This is a genomic window from Streptomyces sp. STR69 (assembly GCF_024519455.1).
Lineage (GTDB): Bacteria > Actinomycetota > Actinomycetes > Streptomycetales > Streptomycetaceae > Streptomyces.
On the sequence record NZ_JALJRY010000038.1, the window covers coordinates 43,575 to 66,134 of the forward strand.

Sequence of the window (22,560 nt, forward strand, 5' to 3'; positions counted from 1 at the left end):
AAGGTGCCGGTGATGACCGGAGAGCAGACGCGGCGGCGCGGGGCCGCGCTGGAGGCCGACATCCTGGACGCCGTATGGGAGGAGCTGACCGAGGTCGGCTACGCCCGCCTCACCATGGAGGGCGTCGCGGCCCGGGCCAGGACCGGCAAGCAGGTCCTCTACCGCCGCTGGGCCAACCGCGCCGAACTCGTCAAGGCGGCCCTGCCTCACCGCACCGGCTTCATCGTCGACCAGGTGCCCGACACCGGGGAGTTGCGCGAGGACGTGCTCACCCTGCTGCGGCTGATGGTCGTACGGCAGCGGCAACTCGGCCCGGACGTCATCCGGGGCCTGCTGGCGGAGGCGCACGACCTGGACCCGAAGGTCTTCGGGATCATGCACGACATCCTGCTGACCCTGCTTCGGCGGGCCGTGAAGCGGGGCGAGATCCCCACCGCCGACCTTCCCCGACGGGTCGTCACCGTCCCCGCGGAGCTGCTGCGTTACGAGATGTTCCTCTCCCGCGACCCGGTCGCCGACGCCACCCTCGTCGGGATCGTCGACGACGTGTACCTGCCCCTGCTGGGCGGATACGGCTGAGACACGGCTGAGGCCCGCATCCCCCGGAGGGAACGCGGGCCTCAGCCGTACGAACTACCGCATGACTACCGGGACTGCTGAGCCGGAACCCCACGGGAGATGGGCTCGTCCTCGACCGGCGAGCTCGCGGCGGCCACCGCGGCGCCGGTGAGCGTGGCGAGCATCTCGCGCACGTTCGTCAGCTGTGCGTTGATGCTGTCGCGACGGTTGGTGAGGGCGGCCAGCTCGCGCTCGGACTCCGAACGGATGCGGTCGGCCTTGGCGTTCGCGTCGGCCACGATGTCCTCGGCCTGGCGCTGAGCCGTCTCCACCGTCTGACGGGCGCGGCGCTCCGCGTCCGTGCGCAGCTTCTCGGCCTCAAGACGGAGCTGCTCCGCGCGGTGCTCGATCTCCGCGAGACGCTTCTCCGCCTTCTGCTGACGCGACGCCAGGTCGCGCTCGGACTGCTCGCGGCGCTTGGCGAGGTTCGTCTCGAAGTCGGCGGCGGCCTGCGCGGCCTTGGCGCGGGTCTCCTCGAAGAGGGCGTCGGCCTCCTCGCGCTTCTGCTGGGCGTCCTTCTGGGCCTCGCCACGCAGCTGCGCGGAGTCGCTCTTGGCCTTCTCGACGATCCGGACGCCCTCGTCCTCCGCCTTGGCCTTGCGCTCCGCAGCGAACGATTCTGCGTCGTTACGGACCTGCTGAGCAGCGGACTCCGCGAGTTCGCGGTGCTGCTCGGCCGCGCGCCGGGCCTCCTCGCGCAGATCCTTGGCCTCTTCCTCGGCGAGGCGGAGGATCTTCTCGACCCGCGCGCCGAGCCCGGCGTACGACGGCTCGGCGTCGCTTACCTGGGCCGCGGCGTTCTGCGTTTCGAGGTGGAGCTCCTCGATGCGCTTTTCAAGAGCAGTGATACGAGCCAGAGCGCTGTCACGGTCGGAGACGAGCTTCGAGATGCGTTCGTCCACCTGAGCGCGGTCGTACCCACGCCGCACAAGCTCGAAGCCGTAGGGGGAAGTGTCGCTCATGGGGTTCCTGTCGAATGAGACCGGTGAGGTGATAGGTGGAATCCTAGGGGCCGAAGCGGTGTGTCATCGAGCGGATGCGTGTTTGATCTGGAGAATGACACCCCTTTTGAGTGGCTAACCGTCCGACCGCTTGCCAAAGACCGGGTCAAAGGCCCCAGAACGCCCGAACCTCACAGCAGGTTCTTAAGCTTCGCTAGCCTTCAACCGACTTGCCACCCGAACGAGTTGCGCCCGCGGCGGCGCCGGCCTTGACCGCGCCGTCCTTGGCCGCGGCCGGGGCCTCAAAAGACTCCAACGCTTCCAGGACGTCCTGGACACGGGAGATTTCGGCATTGATGTCCTCGCGGCGGCGGACCAGCACGTCGAGTTCGCGCTTGCCCTCCTCCACCGTGCGCCGGGCCTCGCGGATCGCCTCCGCCTTCAGGTCCTCGGCCTCACGGATCAGCGTGGACTTCTTCTGCTCGGCCTCCTTGAGGAGACCCTCCGCCTTCTTCACCGCGGCGATACGGACCTTGCCCGCCTCGGAGTTGGCCTCCGAGACCAGCTCCTTGGCCTTCATCTGAGCCTTGCCGAGCTGCTCCTCGGCCGCCTTGATGAGCGCGTCGCAGCGGTCGCCGGCCGACCTCATCGTCTCCGCGGACTCACGGCGGGCCCGCTCGTGCAGGCTCTCGATCTCGCTCGTGATGCGGTCGCGCAGCTCCTCCGACCGCTCCCTTATGGCGGTGGCGTCCCGACGCGCGCCGACCAGCAGCTCGTCCGCGTCCGCACGGGCCTGCTCCACCCGGGAGTTGCCCTCGACGGTGCCCTCGGACACCAGCCGCTCCGCCTCGCTGCGGGCCGCGCCCACCATGGAGTCGGCCTGCGCCTCGGCGTCCGCCGTCGTCTTCTGTGCCTGCTGCTGCGCCTCGCTGAGGAGTTTGTCCGCCTCCGCGGCGGTCTCCGTGATGAGCGTGTCGACCTGCTCGGCGACGTCCGACCGGCGTTTGTTGGCCTCCTTGCGGGCCTCGTCCAACGTCCGCTCGGACTCCTCGCGCGCCGCGCTGGTGACCCGCTCGGCCGCCGCCTCCGAGTCCGCCCGCAGCCGCGCGGCCTCGGCCCGGGTCCGCTCGGCGTGCAACTGCGCGGCACCGACCGTCTCGGCGGCCTCGGCACGCAGCCGCTCCGCGTCCCCGGTCGCGTCCGAGATCAGCTTCTCGGCCTTGGCCACGGCCTCCGAGCGCACCCGCTCCGCCTCGTTCGCGGTCTCCGTCTGGAGCCGCTCCGCCTCCGCCGTCACCTCGGTGATGAGGGTGTCGGCCTGCGTCGCCGCGTCCGAACGGATCCGGTTGGCGTCCTCGCGGGCGTCCGCCCGGGCCCGCGCCGCGTCCTGGTCGGCCTGCGCGATCGCGTCCGCCGCCTCCGTGCGCCCCCGCTGGAGGTGCTCGGCGGCCTCCGAACGCATCCGCTCGGCCTCCGCGATCGCCTCCGAAACGGTGCGCTCCGCAAGGGCCTTGGCGGCGTCCGTCTCCTCGCCGGCCACGCGCCGGATGCGGTTGGCGTCCTCGGTGGCCCGCTCCCGCTCGCTGTAGGCGTCGGCGCGGACCCGGTCCGCCTCCTCCTGCGCCTCGCGCCGGGTGCGGTCCGCCACGTGCTCGGCGGCCGACCTGATCCCCTGGATGTCCTCCTGGGCCTGCTCGTGCAGCCCGGCGACGGACTCCCGCACCTGCTGCGCGTGCTGCTCGGCGCCCGACACCATCTCGGTGGCGCGCCGGTCGGCCTCCTCGACCAGCCGCAGCGCCTCGGACTGCGCCTCCTCGACGCGGTTGCGCGCCGAGGCCAGCAGCTCCTCGCTCTGCTCCCGGGCCCGCTCGCGCTCCTGCCCGGCCTCCTCACGGGCCGACCCGAGCAGCTCCTCGGCTTCACGACGACGTCGTACGGCCTCCTCCTGGGCGGCGCCCAGGGTCTCCGACGCCTCGATCGCCAGCCGCTCGGCGGCGGCCTGGGCCTCCGCGCGGACCCGGTCGGCGGTGTCCTGCGCCTCGGTCTTGAGCCGCTCGGCCTCGGCCGCGGCCTCCGACCGCAGGCGTACGGCGATGGCCTCGCCCTCGGCGCGGGAGGCGGACGCGTCGCCGGCCGCCTCGTTGCGCAGCCGGTCGGCCTCCGCCTCGGCCTGCGCCTGCAGGGAGCGGATGCGGTCGGCGGCCTCGCCGCGCAGACGTTCCGTCTCCTCGGCGGCCTCGCGGCGGATCCGCTCGGCCTCCTCGCGGGCGTCGGTCAGGGCCTGTTCGGCCGCGGCGAGCCGCTCCTCGGTCTCCGTGTGCAGCCGCGTCAGGCCCTCGGCGGCCTCCTCGCGGCGCGCCTCTATGGCCCGCTCGGTCTCGTCGCGCAGATCGCGCGCGGCCTGTTCGGCGTCCGCCTTGATGCCCTCGGACTGCTCGATGACCTCCGCGCGGTGCCGTTCGGCCTCCTTGCGGGTGCGGTCGAGGGTCTCCTCGGCCTGCCGGCGCAGGGTGGTGGCGCGCTCGATGGCCTCGGTGCGGACCTTCTCGCTGTCCGTGGTGGCGGTCTGGCGCAGCTCGTCGGCGTCGACGCGGGCCTTGGAGAGCAGTTCCTCGGCGGTCTTGGCCGCCTCCTCGATCTGCTGGACGGCCTCGCGGCGGGCCTCGGCGCGGATGCGCTCGCCCTCGCCGACCGCGTCGGCGCGCAGCTGCTCGGCCTCGCCGCGCAGCCGGCGCGCCTCCTCCTGCAGCTCGACCGTCTTGGCCCGGTACTCCTTGGTGTCGTCCTTCGCCGTGCCCTTGAGCTGTTCGGCGATGTCGTGCGCCTGGGCGCGCAGCCGGTCGGCCTCGGCCTCCGCCTCGGAGCGGATCCGCTCGGCCTCCTCGGTGGCGGCCTTCGTGGTGTTCTTGGCGTCCTCGGACGCCTTGTCGAGGACGTCCTCGGCGGTCCGGGCGGCCTTGGCGAGCTGGGAGGCGGTCTCCTCGGCGGTGAGGCTGCGGGCGTTCTCCTCGGCCTCCGCGACGATCTTGTCGGCCTTGGCCTGGGCGTCGGCGACGATCTGATCGGCGTCGGCCTTGGTGGTCTCGGCCTCTTTGGTGGCCTCGGTGACGAGCCGGGCGACCTGTTCCTTCGCGGTCCGGGTGCGCTGCTCGTTGGCCGACTCGGCGCTCGCGAGGGCCTTGGCCGCGGCCTCCTTGGCCTCGGTGAGGACCTTCTCGGCCTCCAGGCGCGCCTCGCGCAGTGAGGTTTCGGCCTCGGCCATGCGGGTCTCGGCGGCCCGGCTCATCTCGGTGGCCTGCCGGCGGGCGGAGTCCGACTCGTTGACCGTGGAGCTGCGCAGCTGCTCGGCGTGGTCGGTGGCTTCCTGGGCCTGGCTGGAGGCGGCGTTCAGCAGCCGTTCGGCGTCCGTGCGGGCGCGCCGCAGAAGTGCCTCGGCCTCCGAGCGGGCCGCCTCGGCGTCCATCTCCAGCCGCTGCCGGGCCTCGGCGGCGACGCGCTCGGCCTCGGCGCGGGCGGCGGCCAGGGCCTGCTCGGCCTCGGCGCGGGACTCCTCGACGAGACGGCGGGCCTGCGCTTCGGAGCGGGCGCGCAGCTGCTCGGCCCACGCCACGTTCTCGTTGACGTGCGACTCGACGGTCTGCCGGCGTTCGCCCAGCTCCTGGTCGAGCTGCTGGCGCCGGGTCACCGCCTCCTGGTGCAGCTCCGCCTGGAGGCGGGCGGCGTTCTCCGCGTGCTCCTGGAGGATGCGCTGGGTCTGCGCGCGGGCCTGGCTCAGCTCCCGCTCGGCGTCCTGCCGCAGCTGGTCGGCCTGGACCTGGGCATTACGGAGCATCTGCTCGGCCTGGTAGCCGATGTCACCGCCGTCGTATGCCGGCCGGGACATGAGGGTGCGGCGCGCCTCGTGGAGCTTGGCGCGCAACACCTCGACCTGGTAGCCGAGGTCCTCGGCATGCTGGATCGCCTTTTCCCGCTCGGTCTTCAGCCGCTCCATCTCGGCCTCGAACCGAGAGAGGTGGTCGACGTCAGCCGCCGGCTCTCGCTCCTGGCGTTCGTAGCCCCGCACTGCGCGGTCCCATCCGTCCCCTGGTCGCGGTTTACTCCAACGAGCGCCGTCCATCCAACGGACGGTGCTCCCGGGGAATGGTGTCAGATCAATGGGGGAGCCCGGGCTGCTGCCCCGACGCTCGCCCCCCGAAACCGGACCCCGGCATGCCGTTGCCCTGGTTGCGAGCGACGACCGACCCCAACCCTACCGGCCCATATGTACGAGGGTCAGTGCTCAGGTGACTCAACAGGCGCCGAAGTGACCAGTTCTGTCAGTACGCCGTGGCAATCCTTTGGGTGCAGGAACGTGATCCGTGACCCCATGGAGCCGCGTCGCGGCTCCTCGTACAGAACGCGCACACCCTTCCCGCGGATGTCCTCGGAGTCCGTGTCGACGTCGGCCGTGCCGAACGCGATGTGGTGGACCCCCTCCCCGTTCTTCGCCAGCCACTTTCCTACGGCGGAGTCCTCGCGGGTCGGTTCGAGGAGCTGGAGGTAGGAGGCGCCGCCGTCGTCCGTGTTGTTGATCTTCAACATGGCCTCGCGTACACCCTGCTCCTCGTTGACCTCGGAGTGGAACACCTCGAAGCCGTACGTGGCCCGGTAGAACTCGACGGTCGTGTCGAGGTCGAAGCAGGCGATCCCGATGTGGTCGATTCGCGTCAGCATGTATGTAGTGCAGCGCTCACCGGGTGGTTACGCAACGTGCGCGCGATCACACCGACGGCCCGATGACGGGGTGGTCTACCGCTCAGTACATTTCAAGTAAACCCTCGTTCACTCCTCAGCTGAAACACGCTGGAAGGGGATCGCACCTCATGTCTGGAACGAACAGCACGACCTCGGTGATCGTCTCGGGCGCCCGGACGCCCATGGGACGGTTGCTGGGCTCCCTGAAGTCCTTCTCCGGAGCCGACCTCGGCGGCTTCGCGATCAAGGCCGCCCTCGACCGTGCGGGTATCGGTGGCGACCAGGTGCAGTACGTGATCATGGGCCAGGTGCTCCAGGCCGGGGCAGGGCAGATCCCGGCACGCCAGGCCGCCGTCAAGGCGGGCATCCCCATGAGCGTCCCCGCGCTCACCATCAACAAGGTCTGCCTCTCGGGCCTCGACGCCATCGCACTCGCCGACCAGCTCATCCGTGCAGGTGAGTTCGACGTGATCGTCGCGGGCGGCCAGGAGTCCATGACCAACGCCCCCCACCTGCTCCCCAAGTCCCGCGAGGGATACAAGTACGGCGCGATCGAGATGCTCGACGCGATGGCCCACGACGGCCTGACCGACGCCTTCGAGAACATCGCCATGGGCGAGTCCACGGAGAAGCACAACACGCGCCTCGGCATCAAGCGCCCCGAGCAGGACGAGGTCGCGGCCCTGTCCCACCAGCGGGCCGCGGCAGCGCAGCAGAACGGCATCTTCGAAGCGGAGATCACCCCGATCGAGATCCCGCAGCGCAAGGGTGAGCCGGTCGTCTTCAGCAAGGACGAGGGCATTCGCGCCGAGACCACGGTCGAATCGCTCGGCAAGCTGCGCCCCGCGTTCACCCGGGACGGCACGATCACCGCCGGCACCTCCTCGCAGATCTCGGACGGTGCGGCGGCCGTGGTCGTGATGAGCAAGACCAAGGCGCAGGAGCTGGGCCTGCAGTGGATCGCCGAGATCGGCGCCCACGGCAATGTGGCGGGACCCGACAACTCGCTCCAGTCGCAGCCGTCCAACGCGATCCTGCACGCCCTGAAGAAGGAGGGCCTGGAGGTCGAGAGCCTCGACCTGATCGAGATCAACGAGGCCTTCGCCGCCGTCGCGGTCCAGTCAATGAAGGACCTCGGGGTGTCCACGGAAAAGGTGAACGTCAACGGCGGAGCCATCGCCCTGGGCCACCCCATCGGCATGTCCGGCGCCCGCCTGGTCCTGCACCTGGCCCTGGAGCTCAAGCGGCGCGGCGGCGGGGTCGGCGCGGCGGCACTGTGCGGCGGCGGCGGTCAGGGTGACGCACTGATCGTGCGGGTACCCAAGGCCTGAGCAGTACTTTCTCGCACGTCGGCAAGGGAACGGAGCTGTGATGCAGGACGTCGCCTCGCTGGTGGCCCAGGCCAGGGAAGGCCGGCCGCGGGCCGTGGCCCGGCTGATCTCCCTGGTGGAGGGGGCGTCCCCCCAGCTCAGGGAGGTCATGGCGGCCCTCGCACCGCTGACCGGCGGGGCGTACGTCGTCGGCCTCACGGGGTCACCGGGCGTCGGCAAGTCGACCTCGACGTCCGCGCTCGTCACCGCGTACCGCAAGCAGGGCAGACGGGTCGGCGTCCTGGCCGTCGACCCGTCCTCGCCGTTCTCGGGCGGTGCCCTGCTCGGCGACCGGGTCCGCATGTCGGACCACTCCTCCGACCCCGGCGTCTACATCCGCTCGATGGCCACCCGCGGCCACCTCGGCGGCCTCGCCTGGTCCGCCCCGCAGGCCATTCGCGTCCTCGACGCGGCGGGCTGCGACGTGATCCTGGTGGAGACGGTCGGGGTCGGCCAGTCGGAGGTCGAGATCGCCTCCCAGGCCGACACCTCCGTCGTACTCCTTGCACCCGGCATGGGCGACGGCATCCAGGCGGCGAAGGCCGGAATCCTGGAGATCGGCGACATCTACGTCGTCAACAAGGCAGACCGGGACGGCGCCGACGCGACCGCCCGCGAGCTCAACCACATGCTCGGCCTCGGCGAGTCCCGCGGCCCCGGCGACTGGCGCCCCCCGATCGTCAAGACGGTCGCCTCCCGCTCCGAGGGCATCGACGAGGTGGTGGAAGCCCTGGAGAAGCACCGGGCATGGATGGAGGAACACGGCGTCCTCGCGGAACGCCGGGCGGCCCGGGCGGCCCGCGAGATCGAGACGATCGCGGTCACGGCCCTGCGCGCCCGCATCGGCGACCTGCACGGAGACCGCCGTGTCGGCGCGCTCGCGGAGCGGGTGGTGGCAGGGGAGTTGGACGCGTACCGCGCGGCGGACGAACTGATCGCGGGCATCACGGAGGGCTAAGTCGATGGTCAACGTCCTTGCGGCGCTGCTACGTTGACCCACATGTCGTTCCTCCTCATGGCATAGGGCACGCCGAACACACCGGCGTCCCTTTCCCATGCCTCCAGTTGAGGAACCTCGCGCATGTCCGCGCCTTCTTCCACGCCGACTTCGGCGTGCCCTTCGTACGCCGCCGTGCTCCAAGTCCCGTACGCGCGCCGCACGTTCACCGCCGCCCTCGCCGGACGGCTCTCGTACGGCACCGTCTCCCCGGCCGTGCTGCTCGCGGTCGTCCGCTCCACGGGCTCGTACGCCGCCGCCGGCACGATCATGGCCGTCTTCGGCACCGCGACCGTCCTCCTGCTGCCCCTGCGCGCGGCCCTGGTCGACCGCCACGGCCCACGCCGCGCCCTGCTCCCCATGGCCCTGCTCTACGGCGGCCTCCTGTGCGTCCTCGCGGCCGTGACCTGGCGCCCCGGGACACCGGAGGTGGTGCTCGGCACGGTGGCCGCGCTGACAGGCATGTGCGCGCCCCCACTTGGACCCACCATGCGCTCCGTGTGGGCCGAACTCGTCGATGACCGTGGGCTGTTGCAGCGCGCGTACAGCCTCGACGGCGTCGCCGAGGAACTCCTGTACATCGTCGGCCCGTTGATGATCGGGGCGCTGATGGGTTTCGCCCCGCCGGCCGCCGGAGTCCTGCTCAGCGCGGCGCTGATCGGCGCGGGGACGTTCGCCTTCGTCACCTCACCGGCGCTGGCCGGTGTACGGGTTCCCGCCGGGGGTCGGTCGGGGCTGAGGCTCGCCAGGGTTCGCGGGCTCCTCGCGCCGGTCGTCGTGGCCGCCGGCATGGGGCTCGCGCTGAGTGCCGTCTACCTGTTGGTGATGGCGTTCGTGGAGCAACGGGGCTACGGCGACGCCGTCGTGCCCTGGGTGCTGGCCGCGGTCTCGGCGGGCAGCGCGGTGGGGGGCCTGCTGAACGGCGCGGTCGACTGGCGTAAGGCCGCGCGGGTACGGCTGGCGTTGTCGGCGCTGGGCCTTGGGCTGGCGCTGGCGGTGGCGGGGTTTGCGCCCGGGCTGTGGTCACTCACCGTGGCGGTGGGATGTGCGGGCTTCTTCGTCGCACCGGCGTTGACCACCGCGTATCTGCTGGCCGACGAGGTGGCTGCGCCGGAGGCGCGGACGCAGGCGGGGGCGTGGGTCAACATGGCGGTGAACGCGGGGAGTTCGGGGGGATCGGCGGTGACGGGGCTGCTCATCGGGCGGTTGCCGGTGGGGGTCTGTTTTGTGATCGCCGGGGTGGTGGCGGTGGTGGCGGGGGCGAGCTCGGTGGTTCGTGTGCCGGTCCGCCGTGGCTGGTCGCGCAGTTCCCCGCGCCCCTGAAAACAGGCCGGTATTACTCAGCCCGTCCGGCGTTCGAGGACGAGGCCCCTTCAAGGCCGAAGCGGGGGTCTGGGGGCGGCAGCCCCCAGACGTCCCGCTCAGCCTAGGGACGCCCCCGTTGCCCGCGCAGATGCTCCGCGATCGGCTTAAGCGTTTTGTCGAGTTCCGACAGGCCCTCGGGAGTCACGAGGTCGATGAAGTGCCGCCGTACCGACGCCACATGATGGGGCGCGACCTTCTGCATCGTCTCCAGGCCGTGTTCGGTGAGCACCGCGTACAGTCCCCGGCGGTCCGACTCGCAGTTCTCCCGGCGTACCAGGTCCGCGTTCTCCATGCGGGTGATCTGGTGCGAGAGGCGGCTCTTGGACTGGAGCGTGGCGGCGGCGAGGTCGCTCATCCGCAGCCGTTTGTCCTCCGCCTCGGAGAGGTTCACCAGGATCTCGTAGTCGTTCATCGTCAGGCCGAACGGCTGCAGGTCCTTTTCGAGTTGGTACGTCAGCAGCCTGTTGACCTCCAGGTGGGTGCGCCAGGCGCACTGCTCCTCATCGGTCAGCCAGCGCGTGGCCGTCTCGGTCTCCATGAATGAAGTCTACCTAAAATGTTGAAAGGCGAACTAGTGAGGGTGGCGTGACGGCGCGCACACGTTCGACGTCACACTCCGCAGACTACCGCTCACAGCCCGAAGCGACGCTGGAGATCCCCCAGCTGTCCGGGAAGGCGCGGTGCGCCCGCTTGCTGTGCGGGGCCTGTGCGAGCCCCGCCCCCGCCCGGTACCCCCGGCTCGTGCGGCACAACCCCTGTGGCCTGCTCGGGCATCAGATTCTCCGAGGACTGGAGCAGTACCGTGCCCGCCCCCACGAACTCGAACTGGTGCTCCTCCCCGGAGGCCCCGCCGATGCCCGTCATCGCACGTAGACCGCCCATCAGGCCGGTCATGTAGGCGTGGTCGTAGTGGTGGCAGGGTGAGGGGCAGTCGGCCCAGCCGACGAGTGCCTGCGGGTCGACCCGGATCGGGGGTTCCATGAACACCACCGGGCCGCTGGAGGCGGCCACGATCTTGCCGGTTCCGATGAGTGTCAGAAAGCCGGGGACAATCGACTGCTTCAGAGCAAGACTTGGCTGAAAAGCGAGCAGGTTGCCCGAGCGAATGGTCATGTTGGCGTCTTCGAGGTCGTACGCGTTGACGTCGAAGGCCCGGTCGGCGAGCAGCATCTTGCCCGAGCCGTCCGCCACGACCCAGTCGCTCGCGTGCAGAGGCGAATGGAAGGACGTACGGACAAGTCGGTCGAGTCGCCCGTGCCCGATGCCGTTGAACTCCATCGAGCCGTAGTAGGCGATCATCTTCCCCTTCTGCAGGAACCACTGGCTCCCCTTGAGCTCCACGCAGAAGGTGTACTTGTTGACGTTGTCGTCGACCGGCAGGGTCATCGGGTCGAAGATGGTGGGGCCGGACCCCGCGTACTGGCTCACAGCTTCTCCTCCGACGCCTGGACGTACACCGCGCCACTGCCGCTCAGCTCCAGCTGGAACGCCTCGCCGGAGCCACGGCCCACCATGTCGCGCCAACCGAGCGCCGTGGACAGCTTGTTGCGGACGTCGCCGTGGTGGGCGACGTAGGCCTGCGGGTCGACATGGACGGGTCTGCCGGGGGTGATCGGCACCTCGAAGACACCGCCGTGGGCCATCACGGCGACCGCGCCCCGCCCCTGGAGCGTGGTCGTGAACAGGCCCTGGCCGGTGACCTGGCCGCGGACCATGCCCATGACGCCGCCCTGCGAGCCCATGAACATCGTGCCCTGCCGGAGGGTGCCCTCGAAGGCGAGGAGACGGTCGGCCTCCACGTAGAGGGTGTCTCCGGTGAGCTCGATGATCTGGATGTGGTGGCCGCCGTGACCGAACATCACGGTGCCGCTGCCCTCGACGGTCATGAGGGGGGTCGCCTCGTTGGCGACGCGGCGGCCGAGCATCGACATCACGCCGCCCTGGCCGCCCTGGATGTTCGGGGTGAAGGAGACGTCGCCCTTGTAGGCGAGCATCGCGCCGCGCTGGCTGTACAGCCGCTGACCCGGCATGACGGTGGCCTGGATCATCTTCGAGTTGATCTCCGTGAACGTCATGTCACACGTCCCCCGCGATCGTGTTCCGCTCGCTGGGCTGGACGTAGACGAGTCCGTCGCCCTCGAAGCGGATCTGGAAGGCCTCGCCGCCGCCCTCCCCGAAGAGCGTGCGGAAGGTCACACCGGACTGGAAGGACTGCTGCAGGTTCCCCTGGTGCGCGATGTACGCGCCGGGGTCGACGGTCAGCGGGTACTGCCGGCTCACCCGCAGCACCACCGCCGGGCCGTCCGACATGATCGCCGCCTGGCCGTGGCCCTCGACGGTCGTCGTGAACAGCCCGTTGCCCTGCGAGGCGCCGCGCAGTCCCGTGAACGTCGTGCCCGTTCTCAGCCCCGCGTCGGTCGCGAGCAGGTTGCTCGACTCGACGTACAGCTTGTCGCCCTGGAGGTTCACCAGGTTGATCTCGGACGCCCGGTCCGCGAACCAGCAGGTGCCCTGCCCCCTCACCTCCATCACCGTCATCTGCTCGCCGGTGAGCCGCCGGGTGACCATCCCCCGGATGCCCTCGCCGCCACCGCTCATCTTCTTGAAGGCCATCTGCCCGTCGTACGCGACCATCGAGCCGTTCTTCGCCTTCACGGCGTCCCCGGTCATGTCGACGGCGAGCACCTTGCTGCCCTGGAGTCGAAACATCGCCACCGTGCGAAGGTAACCGCAAGGGCGCGCCCGCGGACAGGGCCCGTGGGTGGACAACGACCCTGACCTGCCCCCTAGGGCGTGTCGCGGGGCGCGCCGAGACGGATGACGGCCGTGCCCGCGCGCAGGTCGACGGTGGACCACGGCGGGTCCCCGTCCTCCTCGTCGTCGCGCATCACCAGCGCGCTCCGCCGTTCCTTCAACTCGGTCTGCTTGCCCGGCGACAGGCTCGCGTGCAGCTGCTCGAAGCCGGTCGCGGAGATCTGGCCCTGCCGACCGGCGTTGCGCCAGGGGAGCATGCCGGCGCGGCCCATCTTCAGCAGCAGCTGGTCGAGGAACGCGAGCGCGGTCAGCAGGACCACCAGCCCGGGCAGCGTCATGAAGAAGACGAACGGCACGGGCACTCCCGGGGGCTCGGCTGCGGACCCCCAGTCTCGGCTCCCTCAGCCGTTTGCCACAATGGGTGAACGTTTGTGCTCGCGTTCACAAGCTGTGGACGTCTCCCTCACCGAAGGTGACCTGTGGACATCAAGACCGCCACCGCAATCCGCCGCCTCCGCCTGGTGTCGGCCCCCGAGGCCGTGTCCTTCCTCCTGTTGCTCGTCTGCTCGGTGCTGAAGCGGACCACGGACTTCAACGCGGTGCCCGTGATGGGCATGGTCCACGGTGTCCTCTTCATCCTGTACGTCCTCTTCTGGGCCGACGCCTGGAACCGTACGAAGTGGGGCGCGAAGTCGGCGGCCCTCTACTTCGTCCTCTCCGTGCTGCCCACCGGCGGCTTCTTCGCCGAGCGCAAGCTCAGGCGCGAGTCCGAGGATGCGGTCATCGCCTCCCGCGCCCGCCAGGAGCAGGAAGGGGCCGTGAAGGCATGATCGTCGCCTTTTCCGTGACACCGCTGGGTGTCGGCGAGGACGTCGGCGAGTACGTCGCCGACGCCGTCCGCGTGGTTCGCGAGTCGGGCCTGCCCAACCGCACCGACGCGATGTTCACGTCCATCGAGGGCGAGTGGGACGAGGTCATGGACGTCGTCAAGCGTGCGGTCGCCGCCGTGGAGGCCCGCGCCCCGCGCGTCTCCGTGGTCCTCAAGGCGGACATCCGCCCCGGAGTGACGGACGGCCTCACCTCCAAGGTGGAGACGGTCGAACGGCACCTGGAGCGATAGGACCTGTCCGGCGGAGGCGGTGATCAACCGGCCCGTTCCGCCGCCGGGGTCAACCCCCCACCCACCTGGACGCACCCAGTTCGACACGCCCTCAATTCTCCACTTGTGTGAGGTTATCGGCCCGGTCGATCTTCGGAACCCAACGGTTCCGGCGGTCCCCGGGCGTCGATCACTCCTCAATCATTGGAGGGCGCTGTGCGGCCGGAGGGCTACGACTACGACACCTACAGCCGACTGGCCGGACCGCTCACGGAGCCGTCCGGTGCGTCGTACCAGGTGCAGTACAACTCGCTCCTCTCGCGCGAGCCCCACCGAATACGCGCCATCCTCCTGATGAGCCTCGCCCCGGTGCTGACCGCCGCCCTGCTCGTCTATCTCGTCTGGCCCACCCACTGGGTGGAGCGCGAGGGCGGTCAGGAGTGGATGGTCGGGCTCGACATCACGATGCTGATAGCCATCGGCCTCATCGAGCTGTTCATGGTCGTCAACGTCGCCTCCGTCGCCCACGCCACCCTGGTCGCCCGCGACCCGGTCCCCGTCGTCCCCGCCCCCGGCACCCGCGTCGCCTTCCTCACGACGTACGTCCCGGGCAAGGAGCCCCTCTCCATGGTCCGCGCCACCCTCGAAGGCGCGGTCGGGGTCACGCACACCGGGCCCGTGGATGTGTGGCTCCTCGACGAAGGGGACGACGAGCAGGCCAAGGCCCTGTGCGCCGAGTTGGGCGTACGGCACTTCACCCGGCACGGAGTCCCGGAGTGGAACCGCCCCAAGGGCGTCCACAAGGCCCGTACCAAGCACGGGAATTACAACGCCTGGATCGCGATGCACGGCGGCGACTACGAGTTCTTCGCCTCCGTCGACACCGACCACGTGCCGCTCCCCAACTTCCTTGAGCGGATGATGGGTTACTTCCGAGACCCGGACGTGGCCTTCGTCGTGGGACCGCAGGTGTACGGGAACTACCACAACCCCGTCACCAAGGCCGCCGAGTCGCAGCAGTTCCTCTTCCACGCGTTGATCCAGCGCGCCGGCAACCGATACCGCGCCCCCATGTTCGTCGGCACCAACAACGTCGTACGGATGGCCGCCGTCAAGCAGATCGGCGGGCTGTACGACTCCATCACCGAGGACATGGCCACCGGCTTCGAACTCCACCGGCACCGCAACCCGTTGACCCGCACGCACTGGCGGTCCGTCTACACCCCGGACGTGCTCGCCGTGGGGGAGGGGCCGGCCTCCTGGACCGACTTCTTCACGCAGCAGATGCGGTGGTCGCGCGGCACGTACGAGACGCTGATCAAGCAGTACTGGAAGGCGCCGTTCACGATGCCTCCCGGGCGGCTGTTCTCCTACACGATGATGCTCGTCTACTACCCGATGACGGCCGTCAACTGGCTGCTGGGCATCATGAGTTGCTTCCTGTTCCTGTGGTTCGGCGCCTCCGGCACCCAGGTCGCCGCGTCCGTGTGGCTGATGCTCTACAGCGACGCCGCGGCCCTGCAGATCGGGCTCTATCTCTGGAACCGGCGGCACAACGTCTCCCCGCACGAGCCGGAGGGGTCGGGCGGTCTCGCGGGCATGGCGATGTCCGCGCTGTCCGCGCCGATCTATCTCAAGTCCCTGGGCGAGGCGCTCGTCCGCAGGCCCAGCCGGTTCGTCGTCACCCCCAAGGGCGGCGACGCCAGCCCGGACCGGGTGATGACCTTCCGCATCCACCTCTTCTGGGCGATCCTCCTGGCGACCTCGCTGGCCGCCTCCGTCGTCCTCGACCACACCCACGCGGCCATGCGCACCTGGGCCGTTCTCGCGATGGTCATCTCCCTTGCGCCGCTCGGTGTTTGGGTCGGCTCGCTGGTCAAGGAGCGCCGGGAACGGCACGCGCTGCTCGGCGCCACGCGCACCCTCGACACCGTCGAACCCGCTCTCGCCACCACCGGGGCCGGCCCGTCCGTCTCCGGCACCACGACAGGGGGCAACTAGACCATGGCGTACCAGCCGTCCCAGAAAACCAGGAAGACCGTCCTCGGCATCGGCGGCATCGCCGTCCTGGCCGGTCTCAACGCCCCGGCCGCCCTCGAATTCGCCGGCGAGCAGTACCACGAGTACAAGATCACGCGGCCCGACTACATGGCCGAGTACGGCTCCTGGGACCAGATCGACATCCCGAAGGAGTACCGCACCAACGCCATCCACGCCTCACTGCTGCACACCGGCAAGGTCCTGATCGTGGCCGGTTCGGGCAACGAACAGAAGAAGTTCAACGCGGGGTCCTTCGACACCGTCCTGTGGGACCCGAAGGCCAACACCTTCAAGAAGATCCCCACCCCGGTGGACTTCTTCTGCGGCGGCCACAGTCAACTCCCCAGCGGCAACCTGCTGGTGGCCGGCGGCACCGCCCGCTACGAACTCCTCGACGGCGAGGTCAAGCGGGCCGGCGGCGGTATGCGGGTGAAGAACGAGAACCCCAACAAGCCGATGTTCCTCAAGAAGGGCACCGTCTTCCGCTCACCGGCCGGCGTCGACTACGTCACCAGGTTCGACGTCACCGTCCCCAAGGCCAAGCGCGAGTTCAAGGTGACGTACAACGCCCGCGGTGTGATGCAGCCCTGGCAGACCAAGGTCACCGCGAGCGAGGTCCGGGTCTTCGTCGAGGCCACCGAGGCGGGGCCGATGTCGGTCACCGAGAAGCAGGCCCAGTACGACGTCGTCGGCCTCAAGGGCATCGACGCGAACAACACGTACGGCCTCTCCGAGAAGATCACCCTGGACAAGCAGGACTACCAAGGCATCCGCGCCGCCTACGAGTTCGACCCGAAGGCCGAGCGGTACATCGCCGTCGACCCGATGGACAAGGCCCGCTGGTACCCGACCCTCGTCGGCCTCGACGACGGCCGCGTCCTCGCCGTCTCCGGCCTCGACGACGTCGGCGTGATCGACCAGGGCGACAACGAGATCTACGACCCGAAGACCAAGAAGTGGACCCCGGGCCCCAAGCGCTACTTCCCCACCTACCCGGCCCTCTTCCTCACCAAGGGCGGCAAGCTCTTCTACCCGGCCTCCAACGCCGGTTACGGACCCGCCAACAAGGGCCGCGAGCCGGGCCTCTGGGACCTGAAGACCAACAAGTTCACCACGGTGGCCGGACTGCGCGACCCCGACGAGACCGAGACCTCGTCCTCCCTGCTCCTCCCGCCCGCACAGGACCAGAAGGTGATGATCCTCGGCGGCGGAGGCGTCGGCGAGTCCAAGAAGTCGACCCCGCGCACCGCGGTCGTCGACCTCAAGCAGGACAGCCCCGTCTTCAAGGACGGCCCCAACCTCCCCCAGGGCACCCGGTACTTGAACAGCGTGATCATGCCGGACGACTCGGTCTTCACCACCAACGGCTCCTCGGACTACCGGGGCCGCAGCGCAAGCAACATCTTCAAGGCACAGTTCTACGACCCGAAGGGCAACGCCTTCCGCGAGGCCGCCGCCCCCATGGTCGGCCGCAACTACCACTCCGAGGCGCTGCTGTTGCCCGACGGCAGGGTCGTCACCTTCGGCTCCGACCCGCTCTTCGACGACCAGGCCAACACCAAACTCGGCCACTTCGAGCAGCGCATGGAGATCTTCACCCCGCCCGCGCTGCACAAGAACGGCGGCAACAGGCCCGTACTGCAGGACGGTCCGGAGACCCTCGACCGCCACCACCGGGCGACCTTCCGCACCGACCACCCCGACCGGGTCGTCAAGGCCCGTCTGATGCGGCCGAGTTCGGTCACGCACACGACGGACGTCGAGCAGCGCTCCATCGAACTCGGCCTCGTCAAGGACGGAAAGTCGGTGACGGTGGACGTACCGAACGACCGGGCACTGGTGCCGCCCGGCTGGTACATGCTGTTCGTGACGGACGCGGACGGCACGCCGTCGGAAGCCAAGTGGATCCAGGTGAACTGAAGTTGACCCGGACGAACTGAACTGCCGGTCTACGCCTTGGAGTTGCGCGCCAGCTCCAAGGCGTACTCCGGCCACCACTGCCCGGCGTCCGGGCCGCCCGCGCAGGTGCCGTCCGAGGCGCCGGGCCGCTTGATCCACAGATAGGCGTCCAGGGCGGGTTCGCCGGTGTCGGTGGTCGGCCGGGTGCCCAGGCCCCGGCCCGGCGGGTTGCACCAGGCGCCGGGCAGCGGCCCGTTGCCGTTGCGGCTGCTGTCGACGACGAAGTGCTTGCCGCCGAGGTCCTTCGACAGCTGGACGCCGTACTTCTTCGTCACCGCGTCCGTCTGGAAGTTGGAGACGTTCAGCGAGAACCCGTCGGCCTCCTCGACACCCGCCCGCTTCAGCGGCTCCACCAGCTTCCAAGGGTCCTGGATCCAGGCCGGGTTGCCCGCGTCGAGATACACCGCCGTACCGGGCTGCTGCTTCAGCCGGACCACCGCCTCGCTCAGCAACTGCTCCCGCTCGCCCTGGTACTCGCCGGGCGTGCACCCGTCCACCATGTGCGCGACCGCGTCCGGCTCCAGCACGACCAGTGCCTTCGAACTCCCCAGCGCCTCCGCGAACTTGCCGATCCAGGCCCGGTAGGCGTCCGCGTCCGCCGCCCCGCCCGCCGAGTGCTGACCGCAGTCCCGGTGCGGAATGTCGTACGCCACGAAGATCGGCGTACGACCCTCCTGGCCCGCGGACGCCGTCGCCGCCCTGATCACCGGGCCGGGGTCGAGCTCGCCGGCCGGCCACAGCGCGGTCGGCTCCTCGGCGATCCGCTTCAGCAGGGTGGCGTCGTGCTTGCGGCCCTCCCGTTCCCACATCTGGATCTGCTCGGCCGCCGGGCTCGCCGGGTCGACCCAGAAGGACGTGGCGTGTGCCGGGTCCTTGGACCGGGCACCGGCGACGGAGGCCTCGTCGACGTCGGCGGCGGACGAACAGCCCACCGCGAGCCCGAACACCGAGAGCACCGCGAACGTGCGGATCAGCCGGGACATGCCGCTCCCTTGCGCGAGGGGACATTAAGTGACGATTCGTCAGTGATTGTGGACGATCCATCACTCTGCCGGGCCCTGGCGCGCCGGTCGGCCGGTGCCTGAGGCCGGCACGGATTGCCGGTGGTGTTGGTTGGCGCGTGGTGTCGGGTGTTGCCGCACGGTGCCGGGCTCTGGTGCGGCGGTCGGCCGCCGCGTGAGGCCGGGGCGGGTTCCTGGTGGTGTTCCTTCGTGCGCCGGGCCGGGTGTTGGTGCGTCGGGCGGCCGGTGCCTGAGATGGGCGCGGATTGCCGGTGGTGCGCGGTATCGGGTGTCGGCGTGGGGTGTCGGTCCCTGGCGCGCCGGTCAGCCGCCGCCCGAGGCCAGCGCGATTCCCAGCGGGGTCCGTTCGTAGAGCACCTGATGGCCGTAGCGCCGAGCCGTGAGCAGGCCCGCGTCGCGCAGCACCGTCAGATGCGCGGACACCGACGAGGGCGCCAGGCGGAGACGGTGGGCGAGGGCCGTCGTGGAGGCGGGCTCGTCCAGCGCGGCCAGCACGGTGGCCCGGCCGCGCCCCAGCAGCCGTAGCAGCGCGTCCGGTGTGTGGTCGGCGGGCTCGGCCCACAAGGCGCCGATGCCCCGGGCCGGGTAGGCCAGGGTCGGCTGCCAGGGGTGCTCGAAGGTGCTCACCACGTCCGGCCAGAGGAAGACGCTCGGCAGCAGCACCAGGCCCTGACCGCCGAGATGACGCTCGTGCTCGCCCCGGAAGGCAACGGTCAGCGTCCCCGCGTCCCAGGCACAGCGCCCGTTGATCTCCGGGAGCAGCACGCCGAGCCCCACCTCGGCGAGCCGGCGCGAGTGGAAGGCGATGTCCGCCTCCAGCAGGGCGCGCAGCCGCGGCCAGTCCGGCGCCACCAGGGTGTGCCAGACGGCCTCCATCGCGTCCGCCAACTCCTCGATCATGCGGGCGGGTTCACGCAGCCAGGCCCGACCGCGCGCCGACTCCAGCGCGCCCGGGGTGTCCGCCAGCGACCTCGCCGTGTCCTCCCGGGCCTCGTCCGGATCGGCCGCGCGGACGGCGGCGATCTCCTGCTCGAAGGTGGCCGAGGGCCCGTTCGGCGGCGGGCACAGCCAGTCGGGACAGTGCCCGGCCCGCGGCATCAGCAGCCACAGCGGCCCGAGATCGAGACCGGCCGCCGCCGCACCGGTCCGCCGCAGCCAGGGCGCGTGATACCCGTGCCGCTCCGGCCGCTTCAGCGTGCGCACGACCTCCTGCGTCTCCCAGAGCGGCGACACCGCGAACCGGCACCGGAGGAAGTCGTCCTCCCCGAAATACAGCCGCGACGGCATGCCCACCCCCAGAAGGACCAGAAGGACCAGAAGGACCAGAAGACTCGGCTCGGAAGATTCGGCCGTACCCGAAACTCTAGGACGGCCCGGCGCCGCCGAGCACGCTGCTGCCCATGCTTCAAGCCCCTCCCGCCCCGCCCACCGTCTACCGCCGCGTCCTCGCCGTCCCCGAGTTCCGCTTCGTCTTCGCCGCGCACGCGCTGTCCCTGCTCGGCGTGGTCGTCACCGAGATCGCGCTCTCCGTCCTCGTCTACGACCTCACCGGCTCGCCCCTGATGAGCGCGCTCGCCTTCGCGGTGGGCTTCCTGCCGTATCTCATCGGCGGGACGCTCCTCGCCGGGATCGCCGACCGCTACCCGGCCCGGCGCGTGCTGGTGGTCTGCGACCTGCTGTGCGCGGGCTGCGTCGCGGCGATGGTGGCGCCGGGCACCGGCATCGCCGTACTGCTGCTGCTCCGCTGCGCCCTCGCCGTCGTCTCACCGGTGTTCGCGGGCACCCGGATGGCGACACTCGCCGACATCCTCGGCGACGGCGATCTCTTCGTGCTCGGCCGCTCGCTGCTGCGGATCGTCTCGCAGAGCGCGCTGCTCGTCGGCTACGGACTCGGCGGCCTGCTGCTCACTCTGCTCTCCCCGCGCCACGCCCTGCTGATCACCGTGGGCACCTTCCTCGCCTCCGCCGCGCTGCTGCGCCTCGGCACCCGGCGCCGCCCCGCCCGGGCGAGCGGAGGGGGCGCCCTGCTGGCCGACTCCCTCAAGGGCGCCCGGCAGGTGCTCGCCGACCGCCGGGTACGGGCGCTGCTCCTGCTGTTCTGGCTCCCGGCGATGTTCTCCGTCGCCCCCGAGGCCCTCGCCGCCCCCTACGCGGCCGAACTCGGCGCCGGTTCGACCGGGCTCGGGCTGCTGATGTGCGCCCTGCCCGTCGGCACGATCGCCGGCGAGCTGTACGCCGGCTCCCGGCTGCGCCCCGCCACCCGGGAGCGGATCGCCCTCCCCCTGGTCTGCTGCACGTTGCTGCCCTACCTCGGCTACGCCTTCCGGCCGGGCCTCGCCCTCTCCCTCGCGCTGCTGATGGTCGCGGGCGCCGGGTCCGCGTACACGCTCGGCATCGACCAGTGGTTCGTCCGGGACGTGCCCGAGGAACTGCGCGGCCGGGCCATGACGCTGCTCACCGCCGGGCTGATGACCATCCAGGGCGTCGGCATGGCCCTGGCCGGTGCTGCCGCCGAGTTCGCCGGGGTGCGCGGGGCGGTCGTGGGGGCCGGGGCGCTCGGCACGGTGTGCTGCGCCCTGCTCGCCGTGGAAGCCCGCAGGACCGCCGGGGGGCCACCGGCGGACCGAAAGGCGAGACGGGGCTGACCACGATGTGACCGGCCGGTAAGGTCTGGTGCCGTGCCGAAGCCCCTCAGTCTCCCTTTCGACCCCATCGCCCGCGCCGACGAACACTGGAAACAGCGCTGGGGAAACGTGCCCTCGATGGCCGCCATCACCTCGATCATGCGGGCACAGCAGATCCTGCTCGCCGAGGTCGACGCGGTCGTGAAGCCGTACGGACTGACCTTCGCGCGGTACGAGGCACTGGTGCTGCTCACCTTCTCCAAGGCGGGTGAGCTGCCGATGTCCAAGATCGGCGAGCGGCTCATGGTGCACCCCACGTCCGTGACGAACACCGTGGACCGGCTGGCCAGGTCCGGCCTGGTCGCCAAGCGCCCCAACCCCAACGACGGCCGCGGCACCCTCGCCTCCATCACCGACAAGGGCCGCGAGGTCTGCGACGCGGCGACCCGCGACCTGATGGAGATGGACTTCGGGCTGAGCGCCTACGACGCGGAGGAGTGCGGGGAGATCTTCGCGATGCTGCGCCCGCTCAGGGTCGCGGCGGCGGACTTCGACGAGGACTGACGCGGGCGAGGGACGGTGACTGACCCGGGGAAAGATCGCCCGGAACCGGTCGTTACGCTCGTCCTCATGAAAAAGAGCGTGCTGACCCGCTACCGCGTCATGGCGTACGTCACGGGTGTCCTGCTGGTCCTGCTGTGCCTCAGCATGATCGCCAAGTACCTCCTCAAGATCGACGGTGCCGGGAGCTTCACCGAGGTCGTCGCCATCGCGCACGGCTGGCTGTACGTCGTCTACCTGCTCTTCGCGTTCGACCTGGGCTCCAAGGCGAAGTGGCCGGTCGGCAAGCAGCTCTGGGTGCTGCTCGCAGGGACCATCCCGACGGCCGCGTTCTTCGTGGAGCGGAAGATCAGCCACGAGCTGGAGTCGAAGATCGTCGAGCCGACTCCGGTCCCCGCCAAGGCCTGATCACTACCGGGGCGTCACTCGGATGCCCCGGTTGCCCATCGACATTTACTAGGACGTCCTAGTAAATT

General features: G+C 70.3%; 21 protein-coding genes. 11 read left to right on the top strand and 10 right to left on the bottom strand.

The features are described from left to right. Positions 1-12: 12 nt before the first annotated feature. Complete coding sequence (locus tag OC490_RS43385; RefSeq protein WP_262063567.1) at positions 13-579, top strand: TetR/AcrR family transcriptional regulator; 567 nt, start codon at positions 13-15, stop codon at positions 577-579. A gap of 65 nt (positions 580-644) precedes the next feature. On the opposite strand, the gene OC490_RS43390 is transcribed toward OC490_RS43385, so the two are convergent. The 3 genes from OC490_RS43390 to mce form a co-directional block, all read right to left on the bottom strand. Beyond that, complete coding sequence (locus tag OC490_RS43390; protein ID WP_019060749.1) at positions 645-1,580, bottom strand: cellulose-binding protein; 936 nt, start codon at positions 1,578-1,580, stop codon at positions 645-647. 193 nt (positions 1,581-1,773) lie between these two features. After that, positions 1,774-5,622 (bottom strand): polarized growth protein Scy, encoded by a 3,849-nt coding sequence (gene scy / locus OC490_RS43395; RefSeq protein WP_262063568.1) that lies wholly within the window; start codon positions 5,620-5,622, stop codon positions 1,774-1,776. 209 nt (positions 5,623-5,831) lie between these two features. Continuing rightward, positions 5,832-6,272: a methylmalonyl-CoA epimerase gene (mce, locus tag OC490_RS43400; protein ID WP_019073152.1), complete on the bottom strand. Its 441-nt coding sequence runs from the start codon at positions 6,270-6,272 to the stop codon at positions 5,832-5,834. Between the two features lie 149 nt (positions 6,273-6,421). Between mce and OC490_RS43405 the strand changes: the two genes are divergently transcribed. The 3 genes from OC490_RS43405 (at position 6,422) to OC490_RS43415 (ending at position 9,983) form a co-directional block, all read left to right on the top strand. Continuing rightward, positions 6,422-7,624 (top strand): acetyl-CoA C-acetyltransferase, encoded by a 1,203-nt coding sequence (locus OC490_RS43405; RefSeq protein ID WP_262063569.1) that lies wholly within the window; start codon positions 6,422-6,424, stop codon positions 7,622-7,624. 40 nt (positions 7,625-7,664) lie between these two features. Next, the gene (gene meaB, locus OC490_RS43410; protein WP_262063570.1) at positions 7,665-8,621 is read left to right on the top strand and encodes a methylmalonyl Co-A mutase-associated GTPase MeaB; all 957 of its coding nucleotides are present in this window, start codon (positions 7,665-7,667) and stop codon (positions 8,619-8,621) included. Positions 8,622-8,744: 123 nt separating this feature from the next. Beyond that, entirely contained in the window at positions 8,745-9,983 is a 1,239-nt protein-coding gene (locus OC490_RS43415; RefSeq protein ID WP_262063571.1) for an MFS transporter, read from the top strand. A gap of 103 nt (positions 9,984-10,086) precedes the next feature. Here OC490_RS43415 and OC490_RS43420 read toward each other — a convergent pair whose 3' ends face one another. The 5 genes from OC490_RS43420 to OC490_RS43440 form a co-directional block, all read right to left on the bottom strand. Further along, positions 10,087-10,563 carry a MarR family winged helix-turn-helix transcriptional regulator gene (locus OC490_RS43420; protein WP_019073149.1) on the bottom strand — a complete coding sequence of 159 codons (477 nt, stop codon included), beginning with the start codon at positions 10,561-10,563 and terminating at the stop codon, positions 10,087-10,089. 92 nt (positions 10,564-10,655) lie between these two features. After that, positions 10,656-11,453, bottom strand: a complete 798-nt coding sequence (locus OC490_RS43425; RefSeq protein ID WP_262063572.1) for an AIM24 family protein — start codon at positions 11,451-11,453, stop codon at positions 10,656-10,658. Beyond that, entirely contained in the window at positions 11,450-12,100 is a 651-nt protein-coding gene (locus OC490_RS43430) for an AIM24 family protein (RefSeq protein WP_262063573.1), read from the bottom strand. The genes OC490_RS43425 and OC490_RS43430 overlap by 4 nt, the downstream gene beginning before the upstream one ends. Before the next feature lies 1 nt (position 12,101). Beyond that, complete coding sequence (locus OC490_RS43435; protein WP_262063612.1) at positions 12,102-12,734, bottom strand: AIM24 family protein; 633 nt, start codon at positions 12,732-12,734, stop codon at positions 12,102-12,104. A 77-nt stretch (positions 12,735-12,811) separates the two neighbouring features. Further along, positions 12,812-13,135: a DUF6191 domain-containing protein gene (locus OC490_RS43440; protein WP_262063574.1), complete on the bottom strand. Its 324-nt coding sequence runs from the start codon at positions 13,133-13,135 to the stop codon at positions 12,812-12,814. 123 nt (positions 13,136-13,258) lie between these two features. Here OC490_RS43440 and OC490_RS43445 point away from each other — a divergent pair, with 123 nt between their 5' ends. The 4 genes from OC490_RS43445 to OC490_RS43460 all read left to right on the top strand — a co-directional run bounded on the left by OC490_RS43445 (position 13,259) and on the right by OC490_RS43460 (position 17,838). After that, positions 13,259-13,609 (top strand): DUF3817 domain-containing protein, encoded by a 351-nt coding sequence (locus OC490_RS43445; protein ID WP_262063575.1) that lies wholly within the window; start codon positions 13,259-13,261, stop codon positions 13,607-13,609. Beyond that, positions 13,606-13,899, top strand: coding sequence for an MTH1187 family thiamine-binding protein (locus OC490_RS43450; protein ID WP_262063576.1), 294 nt, complete (start codon positions 13,606-13,608; stop codon positions 13,897-13,899). Before OC490_RS43445 ends, OC490_RS43450 begins: the two co-directional genes overlap by 4 nt. Positions 13,900-14,094: 195 nt before the next feature. Next, a complete protein-coding gene (locus OC490_RS43455; protein WP_262063577.1) occupies positions 14,095-15,879 on the top strand; it encodes a cellulose synthase catalytic subunit in 1,785 nt (594 codons plus the stop codon). Between the two features lie 3 nt (positions 15,880-15,882). Then, positions 15,883-17,838, top strand: a complete 1,956-nt coding sequence (locus tag OC490_RS43460) for a kelch motif-containing protein (protein ID WP_262063578.1) — start codon at positions 15,883-15,885, stop codon at positions 17,836-17,838. A gap of 29 nt (positions 17,839-17,867) precedes the next feature. On the opposite strand, the gene OC490_RS43465 is transcribed toward OC490_RS43460, so the two are convergent. Together OC490_RS43465 and OC490_RS43470 are read right to left on the bottom strand one after the other, a co-directional pair. Next, the gene (locus OC490_RS43465) at positions 17,868-18,860 is read right to left on the bottom strand and encodes a glycoside hydrolase family 6 protein (RefSeq protein WP_262063579.1); all 993 of its coding nucleotides are present in this window, start codon (positions 18,858-18,860) and stop codon (positions 17,868-17,870) included. Between the two features lie 342 nt (positions 18,861-19,202). Next, positions 19,203-20,186 carry an ArsR/SmtB family transcription factor gene (locus OC490_RS43470; RefSeq protein WP_262063580.1) on the bottom strand — a complete coding sequence of 328 codons (984 nt, stop codon included), beginning with the start codon at positions 20,184-20,186 and terminating at the stop codon, positions 19,203-19,205. A 113-nt stretch (positions 20,187-20,299) separates the two neighbouring features. On the opposite strand from OC490_RS43470, the gene OC490_RS43475 reads away from it, so the two are divergent. The 3 genes from OC490_RS43475 (at position 20,300) to OC490_RS43485 (ending at position 22,492) form a co-directional block, all read left to right on the top strand. Continuing rightward, positions 20,300-21,544, top strand: a complete 1,245-nt coding sequence (locus OC490_RS43475; RefSeq protein WP_262063581.1) for an MFS transporter — start codon at positions 20,300-20,302, stop codon at positions 21,542-21,544. Between the two features lie 33 nt (positions 21,545-21,577). Continuing rightward, positions 21,578-22,087: a MarR family winged helix-turn-helix transcriptional regulator gene (locus OC490_RS43480; RefSeq protein WP_262063582.1), complete on the top strand. Its 510-nt coding sequence runs from the start codon at positions 21,578-21,580 to the stop codon at positions 22,085-22,087. Positions 22,088-22,153: 66 nt separating this feature from the next. After that, on the top strand, positions 22,154-22,492 hold the full coding sequence (locus OC490_RS43485) for a DUF3817 domain-containing protein (protein WP_262063583.1): 339 nt from the start codon (positions 22,154-22,156) through the stop codon (positions 22,490-22,492). Positions 22,493-22,560 lie beyond the last annotated feature (68 nt).